At 27.4% G+C, this 13,878-nt stretch carries 17 protein-coding genes; 16 read left to right on the top strand and 1 reads right to left on the bottom strand.

All coding sequences use genetic code 11. The features are described from left to right. The coding region (locus tag ACTHW2_RS04900) for a nucleotidyltransferase family protein (RefSeq protein WP_442262761.1) at positions 1-146 on the bottom strand (146 nt) is incomplete at its 3' end. 157 nt (positions 147-303) lie between these two features. Here ACTHW2_RS04900 and ACTHW2_RS04895 point away from each other — a divergent pair. The 16 genes from ACTHW2_RS04895 to ACTHW2_RS04820 form a co-directional block, all read left to right on the top strand. Further along, a complete protein-coding gene (locus tag ACTHW2_RS04895) occupies positions 304-1,503 on the top strand; it encodes an acetate/propionate family kinase (protein WP_442262757.1) in 1,200 nt (399 codons plus the stop codon). A gap of 62 nt (positions 1,504-1,565) precedes the next feature. Beyond that, positions 1,566-2,078, top strand: coding sequence for a YceD family protein (locus ACTHW2_RS04890; protein WP_442262755.1), 513 nt, complete (start codon positions 1,566-1,568; stop codon positions 2,076-2,078). A 13-nt stretch (positions 2,079-2,091) separates the two neighbouring features. Then, positions 2,092-2,271, top strand: coding sequence for a 50S ribosomal protein L32 (gene rpmF / locus ACTHW2_RS04885; protein ID WP_442262753.1), 180 nt, complete (start codon positions 2,092-2,094; stop codon positions 2,269-2,271). A gap of 128 nt (positions 2,272-2,399) precedes the next feature. Then, on the top strand, positions 2,400-3,389 hold the full coding sequence (gene plsX, locus ACTHW2_RS04880; RefSeq protein ID WP_442262751.1) for a phosphate acyltransferase PlsX: 990 nt from the start codon (positions 2,400-2,402) through the stop codon (positions 3,387-3,389). A gap of 62 nt (positions 3,390-3,451) precedes the next feature. After that, positions 3,452-4,171, top strand: coding sequence for a ribonuclease III (rnc, locus tag ACTHW2_RS04875; protein ID WP_442262750.1), 720 nt, complete (start codon positions 3,452-3,454; stop codon positions 4,169-4,171). Continuing rightward, positions 4,164-5,249: an elongator complex protein 3 gene (locus ACTHW2_RS04870; protein ID WP_442262748.1), complete on the top strand. Its 1,086-nt coding sequence runs from the start codon at positions 4,164-4,166 to the stop codon at positions 5,247-5,249. The genes rnc and ACTHW2_RS04870 overlap by 8 nt, the downstream gene beginning before the upstream one ends. Before the next feature lie 21 nt (positions 5,250-5,270). Then, positions 5,271-7,826, top strand: coding sequence for a chromosome segregation protein SMC (gene smc / locus ACTHW2_RS04865; protein WP_442262746.1), 2,556 nt, complete (start codon positions 5,271-5,273; stop codon positions 7,824-7,826). Positions 7,827-7,979: 153 nt separating this feature from the next. Beyond that, positions 7,980-8,852 carry a hypothetical protein gene (locus ACTHW2_RS04860; protein ID WP_442262744.1) on the top strand — a complete coding sequence of 291 codons (873 nt, stop codon included), beginning with the start codon at positions 7,980-7,982 and terminating at the stop codon, positions 8,850-8,852. Between the two features lie 10 nt (positions 8,853-8,862). Further along, positions 8,863-9,945 (top strand): signal recognition particle-docking protein FtsY, encoded by a 1,083-nt coding sequence (gene ftsY / locus ACTHW2_RS04855; protein ID WP_442262742.1) that lies wholly within the window; start codon positions 8,863-8,865, stop codon positions 9,943-9,945. Between the two features lie 82 nt (positions 9,946-10,027). Continuing rightward, a complete protein-coding gene (gene ylxM / locus ACTHW2_RS04850; protein WP_442262741.1) occupies positions 10,028-10,420 on the top strand; it encodes a YlxM family DNA-binding protein in 393 nt (130 codons plus the stop codon). Then, positions 10,420-11,760, top strand: a complete 1,341-nt coding sequence (gene ffh, locus ACTHW2_RS04845; protein WP_442262739.1) for a signal recognition particle protein — start codon at positions 10,420-10,422, stop codon at positions 11,758-11,760. Before ylxM ends, ffh begins: the two co-directional genes overlap by 1 nt. Before the next feature lie 31 nt (positions 11,761-11,791). Beyond that, positions 11,792-12,061: a 30S ribosomal protein S16 gene (gene rpsP, locus ACTHW2_RS04840; RefSeq protein ID WP_442262737.1), complete on the top strand. Its 270-nt coding sequence runs from the start codon at positions 11,792-11,794 to the stop codon at positions 12,059-12,061. Positions 12,062-12,078: 17 nt separating this feature from the next. Continuing rightward, positions 12,079-12,309, top strand: a complete 231-nt coding sequence (locus ACTHW2_RS04835; RefSeq protein ID WP_442262736.1) for a KH domain-containing protein — start codon at positions 12,079-12,081, stop codon at positions 12,307-12,309. 34 nt (positions 12,310-12,343) lie between these two features. Further along, positions 12,344-12,841, top strand: a complete 498-nt coding sequence (gene rimM, locus ACTHW2_RS04830; RefSeq protein ID WP_442262734.1) for a ribosome maturation factor RimM — start codon at positions 12,344-12,346, stop codon at positions 12,839-12,841. After that, entirely contained in the window at positions 12,838-13,575 is a 738-nt protein-coding gene (gene trmD / locus ACTHW2_RS04825) for a tRNA (guanosine(37)-N1)-methyltransferase TrmD (RefSeq protein ID WP_442262732.1), read from the top strand. Before rimM ends, trmD begins: the two co-directional genes overlap by 4 nt. Before the next feature lie 99 nt (positions 13,576-13,674). Continuing rightward, a partial coding sequence (locus ACTHW2_RS04820; RefSeq protein WP_442262730.1) for a 50S ribosomal protein L19 occupies positions 13,675-13,878 on the top strand: 204 nt, incomplete at its 3' end.

Genomic DNA, 13,878 nt, shown 5'->3' with positions numbered 1-13,878 from the left:
AAAGAAGGCATACCTCTTTGTACAAAAGAGCCACTCATTATAGCGATAGAATGGTCACAGTTAGTTTCTTTTAAAGATTGTTCTAGATGGTACTTGTGTCCAAAATGAAATGGATTATACTCTGCAATCAATCCTAATATATTCATAAAAACCTCCTAATAATCTTTTAATTATTATAACATAGTTGTTTAAATAAAAATAAATAAATCTAAAAATACATATTTTATTGATTTTTTAGCCAGGATATAATACTATTGTTATATAATACTATTATTATAGTTAAAGTTTATAGGAGGAATGGAAATGAATGTATTAGTAATTAACTGTGGTAGTTCTTCACTTAAATATCAGCTTGTTGATATGAAAGATGAAAGTGTTTTAGTTAAAGGCTTAGTTGAAAGAATTGGAATCGAAGGAGCTAGAATTAAACACGAGACTACTGGAAAAGAAGAAGTAATAATTGAAGAGCCTATGAAAGACCATAAAAAGGCTTTAGAATTAGTGTTAGATGCGGTAATAGATAAAGATTATGGAGCTATAAAGTCTATGGATGAAATAGGTGCTGTAGGACATAGAGTTGTTCACGGGGGAGAAGTCTTCTCAGGATCAGTAATTATAGATGAAAAGGTAATGCAAGCACTTGAAGATTGTATAGAACTTGCACCACTACACAATCCACCAAATATAATGGGGATAGAAGCGTGTAAGGCATTAATGCCAGAAACACCAATGGTAGGAGTTTTTGATACGGCTTTCCATCAAACAATACCAGCGGAAAATTATATATATCCACTTCCTTATAAATATTATGAAGATTATAAGGTTAGAAGATATGGATTCCATGGTACATCACATAAATATGTATCTAAAAGAGCTGCAGAAATACTTAATAAAGACATAAAAGATTTAAATATTGTAACTTGTCACTTAGGTAATGGTTCAAGTGTAACAGCTGTTGAAGGAGGTAAATCCATAGATACAAGTATGGGATTCACTCCACTAGAAGGTCTAGTAATGGGTACACGTTCAGGAGATATTGACCCTGCAATCATACCTTTTATAATGGAAAAAGAAAATATAGATTTTCATGAAGTAAACAATATATTAAACAAAAAATCTGGAGTACTTGGAATTTCTGGAATAAGCAGTGATTTTAGAGACTTAGAAATTGCAGCAAATGAAGGAAATGAAAGAGCTAAACTTGCTTTAGATGTATTCTGTAATAGAGTTACTAAATATATTGCTGCTTATTCAGCACAAATGTGTAGCATTGATGTATTAGTATTTACTGCTGGAATAGGAGAAAACTCTGATACTATTAGAGAAGGCATATGTGACGGATTAGAATGTTTAAATATAATTATAGATCCTGAATTAAATAAGACTCGTGGAAAAGAAGCTATAATAAGCAAAAACATAGGTGGAGTAACAATTATGGTAATACCTACTAATGAAGAACTTATGATTGCTAGAGACACTTTAAACTTAGTAAAAAATATATAGTTCTTGACAAAAGAGACTCTAGTTTATATAATAATCTTTGTTAGTTAAAGAGGTGAAAAATAATGAGCATTAATTTATCTAATTTATTTTCTACAGATGAAAATATCTATTACTTTGAAGATGAAATAATTAATAGTGATGTAAATATTGATCTAAAGGATTTTGAAATACTACATCCAATAAAATATAAGGGTCAAATATCTAAAATAAATAGAGAATATATAATAGATTTGCAAATCTATTATACTTTTAAAACTAATTGTGACCGTTGCTTAAGTTCTACTATAAAAAATGTAGAATCATCTTTATATGGTAAACTAGAAAATTATAAGAAAATACAAGATGAAGATGAAGAAGATGACGTTATTTACTATGACAATGATGTCTTAGATATAGAAAAATATGTTCTCATGGAAGTTTTATCTTCATTACCAATGAAGACTTTATGTAAAGAAACTTGTAAAGGATTGTGTCCAATTTGTGGTACAGATCTAAATGAAGAGTCTTGTGATTGTGTTGTAGAAAATATAGATCCACGACTTGAAAAATTAAAAGATTTTTTTGATAAGAATTAAGGAGGTGTTTTAAATGGCAGTACCAAAGCGAAAAACTTCTAAAGCTAGAAAAAATAAAAGAAGAGCTTCTTCTTATACATTAAATAAAAAAACTAGTACAGAATGCCCACAATGTCATGAACAAAAATTACCACATAGAGTGTGTAAGTCATGTGGCTATTATAAAAACAGAGAAGTAATAGAAGTAGAATAATTAAAAGAAGATAGTGGATATCCACTATCTTCTTTTAATTATATATTGATTTTTTACTTGAGCTCGTATATATTTAATAATAGTAGTTCAAGTAAAAAATCAATATATAGGGCATTAGGAGGATTATAATGAAAATAATTGTAGATGGAATGGGTGGAGATAATGCTCCAGGAGAAATAATTAAAGGATGTATAAATGCTATTAAAAAATTTGATATTAACATTATTATAGTAGGAAATAAAGAAAAAATTGAAAAAGAATTAAAAATATATGATTACAATAAAGAAAAAATTGAAATATTGCATGCAGAAGATATTATTACGAATAATGATGATCCAGCTTTAGCAATTAGGCGGAAAAAAAATTCTTCAATGGTTTTAGGCCTTAAATCTTTAAAAAATGGTCTAGGAGATGGATTTTTATCTGCTGGAAATACTGGTGCACTACTTGCAGGAGGACTCTTTGTAATAAAACGCATAAAAGGCATAGATAGAGCAGCTCTTACATCTGTATATCCAACTAAAAAAGGAATTTCACTTATAGTAGATGCAGGAGCAAATGTAGATTCAAAGCCTGAATATTTAGAACAATTTGGGATAATGGGGTCAGTTTATATGGAAAATATCTTAGCTAGAAAGAACCCTACTATAGGACTTGTAAGTGTTGGGACAGAAGAGGGTAAAGGAAATAATCTTGTTAAAGGAACATATTCACTATTAAAAGAAGCACCTATAAACTTCATAGGGAACATAGAAGCAAGAGATATACCTATGGGTGAAGCAGATGTTATTATAGCTGATGGTTTTGTAGGAAATGTTATTTTAAAGTTAACAGAGGGGGTGGCATCTTTTTTATTGAGCGAATTGAAAGATATTTATAATAAAGATATTTTTTCGAAGATGTCAGCTCTTCTTGTTAAAAGTGGATTAGATGAACTTAAATCAAAAGCAGACTATAGAGAATATGGAGGAGTCCCTTTATTAGGAATACAAAAGCCTGTGGTCAAGGCTCATGGAAGTTCAGATGCATTGGCCATAGAAAATGGTATAAGACAATTAATTGATTTTATCGATAAAGATGTAATAAATATAATTAAAAATATAAAAATAAAACCATAAAAAGAAACAGGTAAAATAAATTAAATTTAGAATTTATTTTATAAATTTGGAGGAAATATCATATGAGAACATCTAATAAAAACGAAGATCTAAAAATCTTAGAAAACAAATTAAATTATACATTTAGAAATAAATCGTTTTTGAAAAATTCTTTAACTCATAGCTCCTATGCAAATGAAAAAAATCTTGGAATAATTAATAGTAATGAGAGATTAGAATTTTTAGGCGATGCAATATTAAATTTAATAGTTAGCCAGTACCTTTATAAAAAATATCCAAATCATTCAGAAGGAGAGCTTACAAAAATTAGGGCAAAAGTAGTATGTGAATCTTCTTTAGCATATGTTGCAAGAGAGATAGGTGTTGGAGATTATTTACTGCTAGGCAAAGGTGAGGAATCTACTGGTGGGAGAAATAGAGAATCTATATTGGCTGATACTACTGAGGCAATAATAGGAGCTGTTTATATGGATAGTGACTTTAAAGAAACAAACAAACAACTACTAGATAGATTTGAAGATAATATTGTAAAAGCAGTAGAAAAAGGAGAGCTTTTTTCTGATTATAAAACAGAATTACAAGAAAAATATCAAAGAAGTCCAAATTCTAAAATAGAGTATCATATATTTAAAGAAGAAGGTCCAGAACATAATAAAATATTCTATATGAATGTTTTTTTAAATGAGAATCTTTTGGGGAGCGGTAAAGGAAGAAATAAAAAGGAAGCAGAACAGATGGCAGCAAAGTCTGCTTTGTTTTTACTAGGTAAGAATAATGAGTAAACACTATATAATCCCTATATTCGTTCCGCATCTCGGATGTCCTCACGATTGCATATTTTGTAATCAAAAAAAAATAGCAAGTGCAACAACTAATATTACAGAAAAAGATGTAGAAAATACAATAGAAAGATATTTATCTTATTTTAAAGAAGAAGCTTTCATAGAAATAGCCTTTTATGGTGGTAGTTTTACTGCTATAGATATAAAAACACAGAAAAAATTTCTAAATATAGCACTTAGGTATAAAAAACAAAAAGTAGTAGATGAAATAAGATTATCTACTAGGCCAGATACTATAGACCGATTTATTTTAAAACATTTAAAAGATTTTAAGGTAGACACTATAGAACTAGGTGTTCAATCTCTAAATGATGAAGTCCTATATAAAAGCGGTAGAGGTCATAAATCTCAAGATGTATATGATGCTGTTAAACTTATAAAGGAATATGATTTTAAACTAGGGTTGCAAATGATGGTTGGACTTCCAGGAGATAATTTTGCACGATCCTATGAAACGGCAAAAACTTTCATAAACTTAAACCCTCAATCTGTAAGAATTTATCCTACCCTTGTCATACAAGATACTTTTCTAGAAAATATGATGATTGAAAAGGAGTACAAGCCTCTTACATTAAAAGAAGCTGTAGATATTTGTACTACTTTACTTATGGAGTTTTATGTAAATAATATAAATGTTATTAGAGTAGGATTACAACCTACAGAAAATATTCAGCTTGGGAAAGATGTTATAGATGGACCCTTTCATCCAGCATTTAAACAACTTGTTGAAGCGAATATATATATAAATATTTTGAATGACTCTATAAGTAAAAATATTATAAAAACTGAAGGTGAAATTCTCGAAATTTATTGTAAATCTAAAAATGTTTCTAATATAGCAGGTCAAAGGTCTAAGAATATAAAATTTTTGAAAACAAAATATAAATTTGCTGATATAAAAATATATTCTAAAAATATTGAATTAGATACAATATTAATAAAGATAGATGAAAACTATGATAAAATAGATATTAACAAATATATGAAATCATATTTAAAAGAACTTAAAACAAATTAATTAGAAATAGGAGTGTTTAATTTGTACTTAAAGAAAATTCATATACAAGGTTTTAAATCTTTTGCAGATAAAACGGAAATTAAATTTAAAGATGATATTACTGCAATTGTAGGACCAAATGGTAGTGGTAAAAGTAATATATCTGATGCTGTTAGATGGGTTTTAGGAGAACAGAGTGTAAAAAACCTTAGAGGTAGTAAAATGGAAGACATAATATTTTCAGGGACTAATAAAAGAAGGGCTTTAAGTTTTTCAGAAGTTACTATATTTTTTGATAATAAAGATGGTTCGATTCCACTTGAATATAGTGAAGTTGCTGTAACCAGAAGGATGTTTAGGTCTGGAGAAAGTGAATACTATATCAATAAAAATGCGTGTAGATTAAAAGATATAAGATTGACATTCATGGACACTGGTATAGGTAAAGATGGCTATTCTATTATAGGACAAGGGAAAATAGACGATATACTTAGCAATAAACCAGAAGATAGAAGGAATATCTTTGAGGAAGCTGCTGGAATCATTAAATATAAAACTAAAAAAGAAGAGTCACAAAGAAAACTTAAAAATACTTCTGATAACTTAATCAGAATAAATGATCTTATTTCGGAAATATCTATTCAACATAAAAAATTAGAATCAGATTCTAAAAAAGCTAATAAATTTATAAGTTATTTCGATGAGTTAAAAGGCTTAGAAACTAATCTTTATATAAGAGATATAAAAAATATAGAAAAACAAAAAATAGAAATCAAAACTCATAAAAAAGAAATAGATGAAGAAATAGATAAAAATGAAAAAACAAAACAAGAAAAACAAAATTCATTTGATTTATTAAAAAAACAAATTGAAGAAATAGAAAATAAAATAGAAGTTTTAAGACAAGAAAAAGATGAAACTTCAAAATTAAAAGAAAAAACTAAAAATAATAATTCTTTATTATTTGAAAAAGAAAATTTTAATACCAGAGATTTAAAAAGATTAGATGATGAATTAATAAATTTAACAAGTCAAAATTCTATACTAAATAAAGAAATTTTAGAAATGAATACTAAGCAAAATCAAGTATCAAAAGAATATAAAAACTTAAACCAAAAATATGAAGAAAAAAACAAATACTTAAAAGATATAAACAGTAAAATAATAGGTTTAGAAAAAAACATAGCTAATAAAAAAGAAGAAATGGATTTAATCTATGAACAAATTGCTGATAAAAGAGGGAAATTAAATAATATACAATCTTCTAATTTAAATAATCAAGATCAAGAAAAAAGATTAGAGTTAGAAAAAGAAAAACTTTATAAAAAAATAAATATAATAGAAGAAAAAATAAAAGATTTAAATCAGAATCAAGAAGAATTAGAGTCACATTCTGAGAGTTACACTAAGGATACATCTATATATAAACTACAAAAAGAAGAGTTAGAAAAAGAAAGAGAAAAAAACATTAAAAATATAAGAACTTTAGAAAAAAACATAGAAAGAACATATTCAAGTTATAATTTATATAAAAATATGCAAAATAGTTATGAAGGATATTATAAAAGTGTAAAAAATCTGATTAAAGCTATAGAAAACAATAACTTAGATAACAAAGGATTTCATGGTACAGTGGCTGATTTATTATTTGTAGACTCTCTATATGAAACGGCTATAAATATATCTTTGGGGGGGAATCTTCAAAATATAGTAGTAAATAATGAAAAAACTGCCCAAAATATGATTAAATATTTAAAAGATAATAAATTAGGTAGAGTTACATTTTTACCAATAAATACAATTAAAGGTAAAACTTTAACTTTAAATATAAAGGATTTAAAACAATATGGTTTTATAGGACTAGCTAATGAACTTATTAGGTATAGTAAAAAATATGAAAATATATTTAAATCCTTATTAGGAAGAACTATAGTTATTGATAATATAGAAAATGCTATAAATTTTGCTAAAAAAACTAATTATATTTATAGGATTGTTACTTTAGAAGGTGAAATTTTAAATCCAGGTGGTTCCTTAAGTGGTGGAAGTTATAAAAATAATATCAGTATTATTAATAGAAAAAAGAAAATAGAAGAAATGAGAATTTCATTAGATGATTTAGAACTATCATTAGATTCTTCTAAGAAAAATGATATAAATACAAAGAAAAAGATTGAGTTATCCCAAAATAAGATAAATACATTAGAAAAAGAATTTAATAAATGCAATATAAATATTATTAATATTAAAAATGAACAAAAATCATTAAAAAATGAAAGAGAATTTATTCAGAATGATATAATTAAAACAGAAAGTCAAATTAAATATATTTTAAAAACTAAAAAAGATACATTAGAACAATCTATCAGGGATGAGGAAACTTTGAAAAAGGATTTAAGTAAATTTGAATCTATAAAAGAAAAACTATCTATCAAATCAGATTTATTAAAAGAAAATAAAATTTTAAAAGATAAAGCTTATGAAGATATAAATAGTATAAATCTTAATATCCAATTAATAAAAAATAAAATCAATAATTTCAAAACTACTATAAAAAACAATTTAGAGAAAAAGAAAGAAAATGATAAATTAATCTAACAAAAAAAACAGGATATAACATCGACTAATAAAAATATTGACAATATTATAAAAGAAAAGAAAATAAATCTTGAAATTATTAAAGAAAATACAAATAAAGAATTAAAATTAAAGCAAAATCTTGAGGATTTTGTAAAAAATAAAGATATATATATGAATAGATTTTATAAAGAACAAGATAATTTAAGAACAATAAATGAAAATATAAATATATTGGATAAAAATAAAAATAAAAAGGAGTTATCTCTTTCCAAGTTAGAACTAGAAGAGGAAAATATACTTATAAAACTAAAAGAAGATTATAAATTAAGTTTAAAAGAGGCGTTTTTACTGGAAAAACCAGTGGAAGATGTTAAAGCTTTTAGAGAAAGAGTTAAATTATTAAAAAAAGAAATAAAAAAACTTGGAAATGTAAATTTATCCTCTATAGAAGAATATAAAGAAGTTAAAGAAAGATTAGAGTTTATGAAAACTCAGCATAGCGATCTTATAGAAAGTAAAGAAAACTTGCAAAAGATAATTAAAGACATAGATAGCGAGATGCGAGTAAGTTTTTTAAATAGTTTTGAAGAAATTAAAGATAATTTTTCTGAAATATTTTCTGAATTATTTGATGGAGGTAGCGCCACCTTAGAATTAAGCAATGAAGAAGGTAGTGATGTATTAAAGTCTGGAATTGAAATAAAGGTAAAACCACTTGGAAAGGTTTTACAAAATCTTAGTTTATTATCAGGTGGAGAAAAGTCTTTAGTAGCAGTTGCATTATTATTTTCAATATTAAAAACAAAACCTGCACCATTTTGTATATTAGATGAGATTGATGCAGCTTTGGACGATTCAAACATTAGTAGATATACTTCTTATCTAAAAAAGATTAATAAAGATACGCAGTTTGTATTGATAACCCATAGAAAACTTTCAATGGAAATTGCAAATGTATTATACGGTGTAACTATGGAGGAGAAAGGAATTAGCAGAATTATTTCAATGAAACTGGATAAAGTGAACAATGAGCTAGTAAGTTAGGAGGATTAATATGTTTAATTGGTTTAAAAAGGATAAAGATAAAAAGGATAATGCTTTAGATATAACTGAAGAAATAGAAGCTAAAGATGATAAGCAAGCAAATGATTCTGAAAAAGAAAAGATAGAGACTGAAGAAATAAAAGAAAAAAATGTCGAAACAGATAAAAAAGATGAAGAAAAAGGTTTTTTTGATAAGATATTTGGTGGGCTAAGTAAAACACGTAAAGAAATGAGTGAAAAAATAGGTTCAGTTTTATCTTCATATAAAAAGATTGATGAAGAGCTATTTGAAGATTTAGAAGAAATTTTAGTTACAGCAGATGTAGGTGTAAATACTACAATGGATTTAATGGATAAGATAAGAAAAAGGGTTAAGGAAGAAAAGGTAAATGATCCACAAATGATAAAAGAACTACTTAAAAAGGAAATAAAGCTTATGATGAAAGAATCAGTAAATGATAATAGCTTAAATCTAGAACCAAGCCCTGCGGTTATGCTAGTAGTAGGTGTAAATGGTGTTGGAAAAACAACTACAATAGGCAAATTATCAAATAATTTTAAAAGAGATGGTAAAAAAGTTCTTATAGCAGCAGCAGATACTTTTAGAGCAGCTGCAATAGAACAACTTGAAGAATGGAGCAACAGATCAGGTGTTGAATTTATATCTCATAAAGAAGGTGCTGATCCAGCTGCCGTAGTATTTGATGCAGTGCATGCTGCTAAGGCTAGAAATACTGATATCTTAATATGCGATACAGCAGGTAGGCTTCATAATAAATCAAACTTAATGAAAGAATTAAATAAAATCTTTAGAATTGTAGATAGAGAATATGGAGATGCTACTAAAGAAGTGTTATTAGTTCTTGATGCTACAACTGGACAAAACGCTATAAATCAAGCAAAAGTATTTAAAGATGTTGCACATATTACAGGAATAGCCCTTACAAAATTAGATGGTACGGCAAAGGGAGGAGTTGTAATAGCACTTCAATCAGAATTGCAACTTCCAGTTAAATTGATAGGAGTAGGAGAAGGAATAGATGATTTGCAGCCATTTGATCCAGATGAATTTGTAGATGCAATTTTTGAATAAACTATTGACAAAGAATTAAAAATATATTAATATAAATAGTGTCAAGTAAAAAGCTTGACACTATTATTGAGTTGGTGATACAATGGTTGAGAAAATAGTTGAGGTTGGTATTCTATTTGATTTTTATGGCAAATTATTAAGTCCAAGGCAATTAAGTGTAATTGAATTATTCTATATTCATGACTTGTCTTTAGTTGAAATAGGTGAAGAATTAAATATTACCAGACAAGCCGTATATGATACTTTAAAAAGATCTGAAAAAAAGTTATATGAATATGAAGAGAATCTTGGCTTAGTATATGAGTTTAAAAAAAACAGCTCGGCTATAGAATCTATTATTAAAATTTCAAAAAGGCTATCAACTGATTTAAAGGATAAAAAAAATATTGAAAAAGAAAATTTATTAATTGAGATAGAAAGAATAGAAAATACCGGACGAGAAATACTTAAGAACAGTAGGGAGGTCGGTAATTAATGGTATTTGAAAGTTTAGCTGAAAAGCTGCAAGATGCATTAGGTAAACTAAAAGGAAAAGGAAAAGTTTCAGAAAAAGATGTAGATGCTGCTATGAGAGAAGTAAGACTTGCCCTTCTAGAAGCTGATGTAAACTTTAAGGTTGTTAAGAACTTTATTAAAAAGGTTAAGGAAAGGGCTATAGGTAGTGAAGTTATGAAAAGCTTAACTCCTGGCCAACAAGTAATTAAAATAGTAAATGAAGAATTAACAAGCTTAATGGGAAAAGAAGAAGAAAAAATCATCTTTGCTTCTACACCACCAACAGTAATACTTATGAGTGGATTGCAGGGAGCTGGTAAAACAACAACTTCTGGAAAACTTGCAAATAATTTAAAAAAACAGAACAAAAGACCACTTTTAGTTGCTTGTGATGTATATAGACCAGCGGCTGTAAAACAACTAGAAGTAGTAGGAGAAAAAGTAGGAGTTCCAGTATTTACTATGGGAACTAAAGTAAATCCGGTAGATATTGCAAAAGCATCTGTAGAACATGCTAAAAAACATGGTAATGATGTAGTTATTATAGATACAGCAGGTAGACTTCATATTGATGAAGATTTAATGAATGAAATAGAAAATATTTATAAAGCTGTAAATCCAAATGAGATACTTTTAGTTTTAGATGCTATGACAGGTCAAGATGCAGTAAATGTAGCTGAAACATTTGATGGTAAACTTAGTATTACGGGAGTAGTATTAACTAAATTAGATGGTGATGCTAGGGGTGGTGCTGCACTTTCTATAAGAGCTGTAACAGATAAACCTATAAAATTTGTAGGTATGGGTGAAAAACTTGATGAATTAGAGACATTTCATCCAGACAGAATGGCTTCTAGAATCTTAGGTATGGGTGATGTTTTAAGTTTTATAGAAAAAGCCCAAGAAAATATAGATACTGATAAGGCTATGGAACTTGAAAAAAAATTGAGAACAGCCCAATTTACTTTTGATGATTTTTTGGAACAATTAGATCAAATGAAAAATTTAGGACCATTAGATGAATTGTTAGCAATGATGCCTGGAATGAATTCTAAAGCATTAAAAGGATTAGATGTTAGCGACAAAGATATAGGAAGAATAGAAGCTATTATAAAATCTATGACTAAAAAAGAAAGGCAAACTCCAGAGATTATAGATAGCAGTAGAAGGAAAAGAATTGCTATAGGTAGCGGTACATCTGCACCTGAAGTTAATAAATTATTAAAGCAATTTAAAGAAACTAAAAAAATGATGAAAAAATTTGGTAGCATGGAAAAGTCAATGAAGAAAAAAGGAAAATTTGGATTACCTTTTTTCTAATATATATATTAATTTAAAGGAGGTGAAAAGTATGGCTGTAAAAATAAGAATGAAAAGAATTGGTGCTAAAAAATCTCCATTTTATAGAATTATTGTAGCTGATTCTCGTGCTGCGAGAAATGGTAGATTTATAGAAGAAATTGGATACTATAACCCACTAACTGAACCTAAAACTATTAAAATAGATAACGATAGAGCTCAGAACTGGTTAAACAATGGTGCTAAGCCAACTTATAGTGTTGATAGACTATTTAAATCAAATGGAGTTTATGAACAAAAAGAAGAAAACACTGAAGAATAATTCTAGGAGGTGCAACTATGGGTGAATTGGTAGAATATATTGCGAAATCACTAGTAGATGATCCAGAAAAAGTAAGTGTAAATGAAGTAGAAGGTTCTCAATCTGTTATTATTGAATTGAAAGTAGCAGAAGAAGATATGGGGAAAATTATAGGTAAGCAAGGAAGAATTGCCAAAGCTATTAGAACAGTGGTAAAGGCTGCAGCTATTAAGGAAAACAAAAGAGTTGTAGTTGAAATTATACAATAGGTATAATTTTTCTAAATTGATGGTAGGTGTAAATATGAATTATATTGTAATAGGAAAAATTATAAATACACATGGGATTAAAGGTGAGGTAAAACTTGATCCTCATACTGATGATTTAAAAAGATATTCTGACCTTAATAAGATTTATATAGGAGATGAAAAAGATCCTGTTGAAATTGAAAATGTAAGATACCATAAGAATATGGTATTATTAAAGCTAAAAGAGTTTAATAATATAAATGAAGTCTTATTTTTAAAAGGTGAAAAAATTTACATTGATGAAATAGATAGGGTGAAATTACCTGACGATAAATATTTTATATATGAATTAATTGGGTGTAAAGTATTTGATATTGAAGGAAAGTTTGTAGGAGATATTAAAGAAATATTACAAAATCCTAGTAATGATGTATATGTAATAAAAGATAAGGAAAAAGAATATTTAATACCTGCTGTTAAAGAGTTTATTAAAGAGGTAAATATAATTGAAAAAAAAGTTATAATAGATACAATTGAAGGAATGATAGAATGAGAATAGATATACTCACTTTATTTCCAGAGTTTTTTTCAAATCTATCAAACTGGAGTATGATAGGAAAGGCTATAGAAAAAAATATTTTAAATCTTGATTTTATTAATATTAGAGATTTCTCTAAAAATAAACATAAAAAGGTTGATGATTATCCATTTGGTGGGGGATCTGGAATGCTAATGACACCTCAACCTATATATGATGCTATAAATAGTATAAAGGAAAAAGAATCTAAAGTCATATATATGTCTCCGCAGGGAAAATTGTTGGATCAAGATATAATTAATGATCTTTCCAAAGAAAACCATTTAATATTATTATGTGGGCATTATGAAGGTATCGATAATAGAGTCATTGAAAATTATGTAGATGATGAAATTTCTATAGGAGATTATGTCTTGACAGGTGGGGAGATTCCTTCGATGGTGATTATAGATTCTGTAGCAAGGCTTCTTCCAGGTGTATTGAAACATGAAGAATCCTATACAGAAGAATCTCATTATGAGGGACTATTAGAACATCCACAGTATACAAGACCTAGAGAATTTAATGATATAACTGTACCGGATGTTTTGCTTTCTGGGAATCATAGTAAGATTGAAAAATGGAAAGAATATGAATCTTTAAAAGCTACAGCTATAAAAAGACCAGATTTATTAAAAAATATTAAATTAACTAATGAAGAAGAAAATTTACTATTGCTTATAGAAGAAGAGCTCAATAAAAATAGTTGAATTGGATTTTTAATTATGTTATAATACCAAAGATATGCAATACGGATGGTCCTCTGTTTATATAGCATGAACATCTTAGGAGAAGGGAGGTTTTGAACAGTGGATATAATAAAAATGATAGAAGATGAACAATTAAGAGACGATATGCCTAAGTTTGATGTAGGTGATACTGTTCAAGTTCATTATAGAGTTATAGAAGGAACTCGTGAACGAATTCAAGTTTATGAAGGTACAGTAATAAAAAAACAAGGTGGAGGAGCTAGTGAAGCTTTCACAGTAAGAAGACTTTCTTATGGTATTGGA

Source organism: Tissierella sp. (genome assembly GCF_052089545.1).
GTDB lineage: Bacteria > Bacillota > Clostridia > Tissierellales > Tissierellaceae > Tissierella_A.
Note: the sequence above shows the minus strand (reverse complement) of the source record. Positions and strands in the feature narration are given on the sequence as shown.

Coding starts and splice junctions, on each gene's coding strand:
- trmD (WP_442262732.1), top strand. CDS start 12,838: ATGAGAATAGATATACTCACTTTATTTCCAGAGTTTTTTTCAAATCTA.
- ACTHW2_RS04860 (WP_442262744.1), top strand. CDS start 7,980: ATGAATAGATTTTATAAAGAACAAGATAATTTAAGAACAATAAATGAA.
- ACTHW2_RS04895 (WP_442262757.1), top strand. CDS start 304: ATGAATGTATTAGTAATTAACTGTGGTAGTTCTTCACTTAAATATCAG.
- plsX (WP_442262751.1), top strand. CDS start 2,400: ATGAAAATAATTGTAGATGGAATGGGTGGAGATAATGCTCCAGGAGAA.
- rnc (WP_442262750.1), top strand. CDS start 3,452: ATGAGAACATCTAATAAAAACGAAGATCTAAAAATCTTAGAAAACAAA.
- ffh (WP_442262739.1), top strand. CDS start 10,420: ATGGTATTTGAAAGTTTAGCTGAAAAGCTGCAAGATGCATTAGGTAAA.
- rpsP (WP_442262737.1), top strand. CDS start 11,792: ATGGCTGTAAAAATAAGAATGAAAAGAATTGGTGCTAAAAAATCTCCA.
- ftsY (WP_442262742.1), top strand. CDS start 8,863: ATGTTTAATTGGTTTAAAAAGGATAAAGATAAAAAGGATAATGCTTTA.
- ylxM (WP_442262741.1), top strand. CDS start 10,028: ATGGTTGAGAAAATAGTTGAGGTTGGTATTCTATTTGATTTTTATGGC.
- rimM (WP_442262734.1), top strand. CDS start 12,344: ATGAATTATATTGTAATAGGAAAAATTATAAATACACATGGGATTAAA.
- rpmF (WP_442262753.1), top strand. CDS start 2,092: ATGGCAGTACCAAAGCGAAAAACTTCTAAAGCTAGAAAAAATAAAAGA.
- ACTHW2_RS04870 (WP_442262748.1), top strand. CDS start 4,164: ATGAGTAAACACTATATAATCCCTATATTCGTTCCGCATCTCGGATGT.
- ACTHW2_RS04890 (WP_442262755.1), top strand. CDS start 1,566: ATGAGCATTAATTTATCTAATTTATTTTCTACAGATGAAAATATCTAT.
- ACTHW2_RS04835 (WP_442262736.1), top strand. CDS start 12,079: ATGGGTGAATTGGTAGAATATATTGCGAAATCACTAGTAGATGATCCA.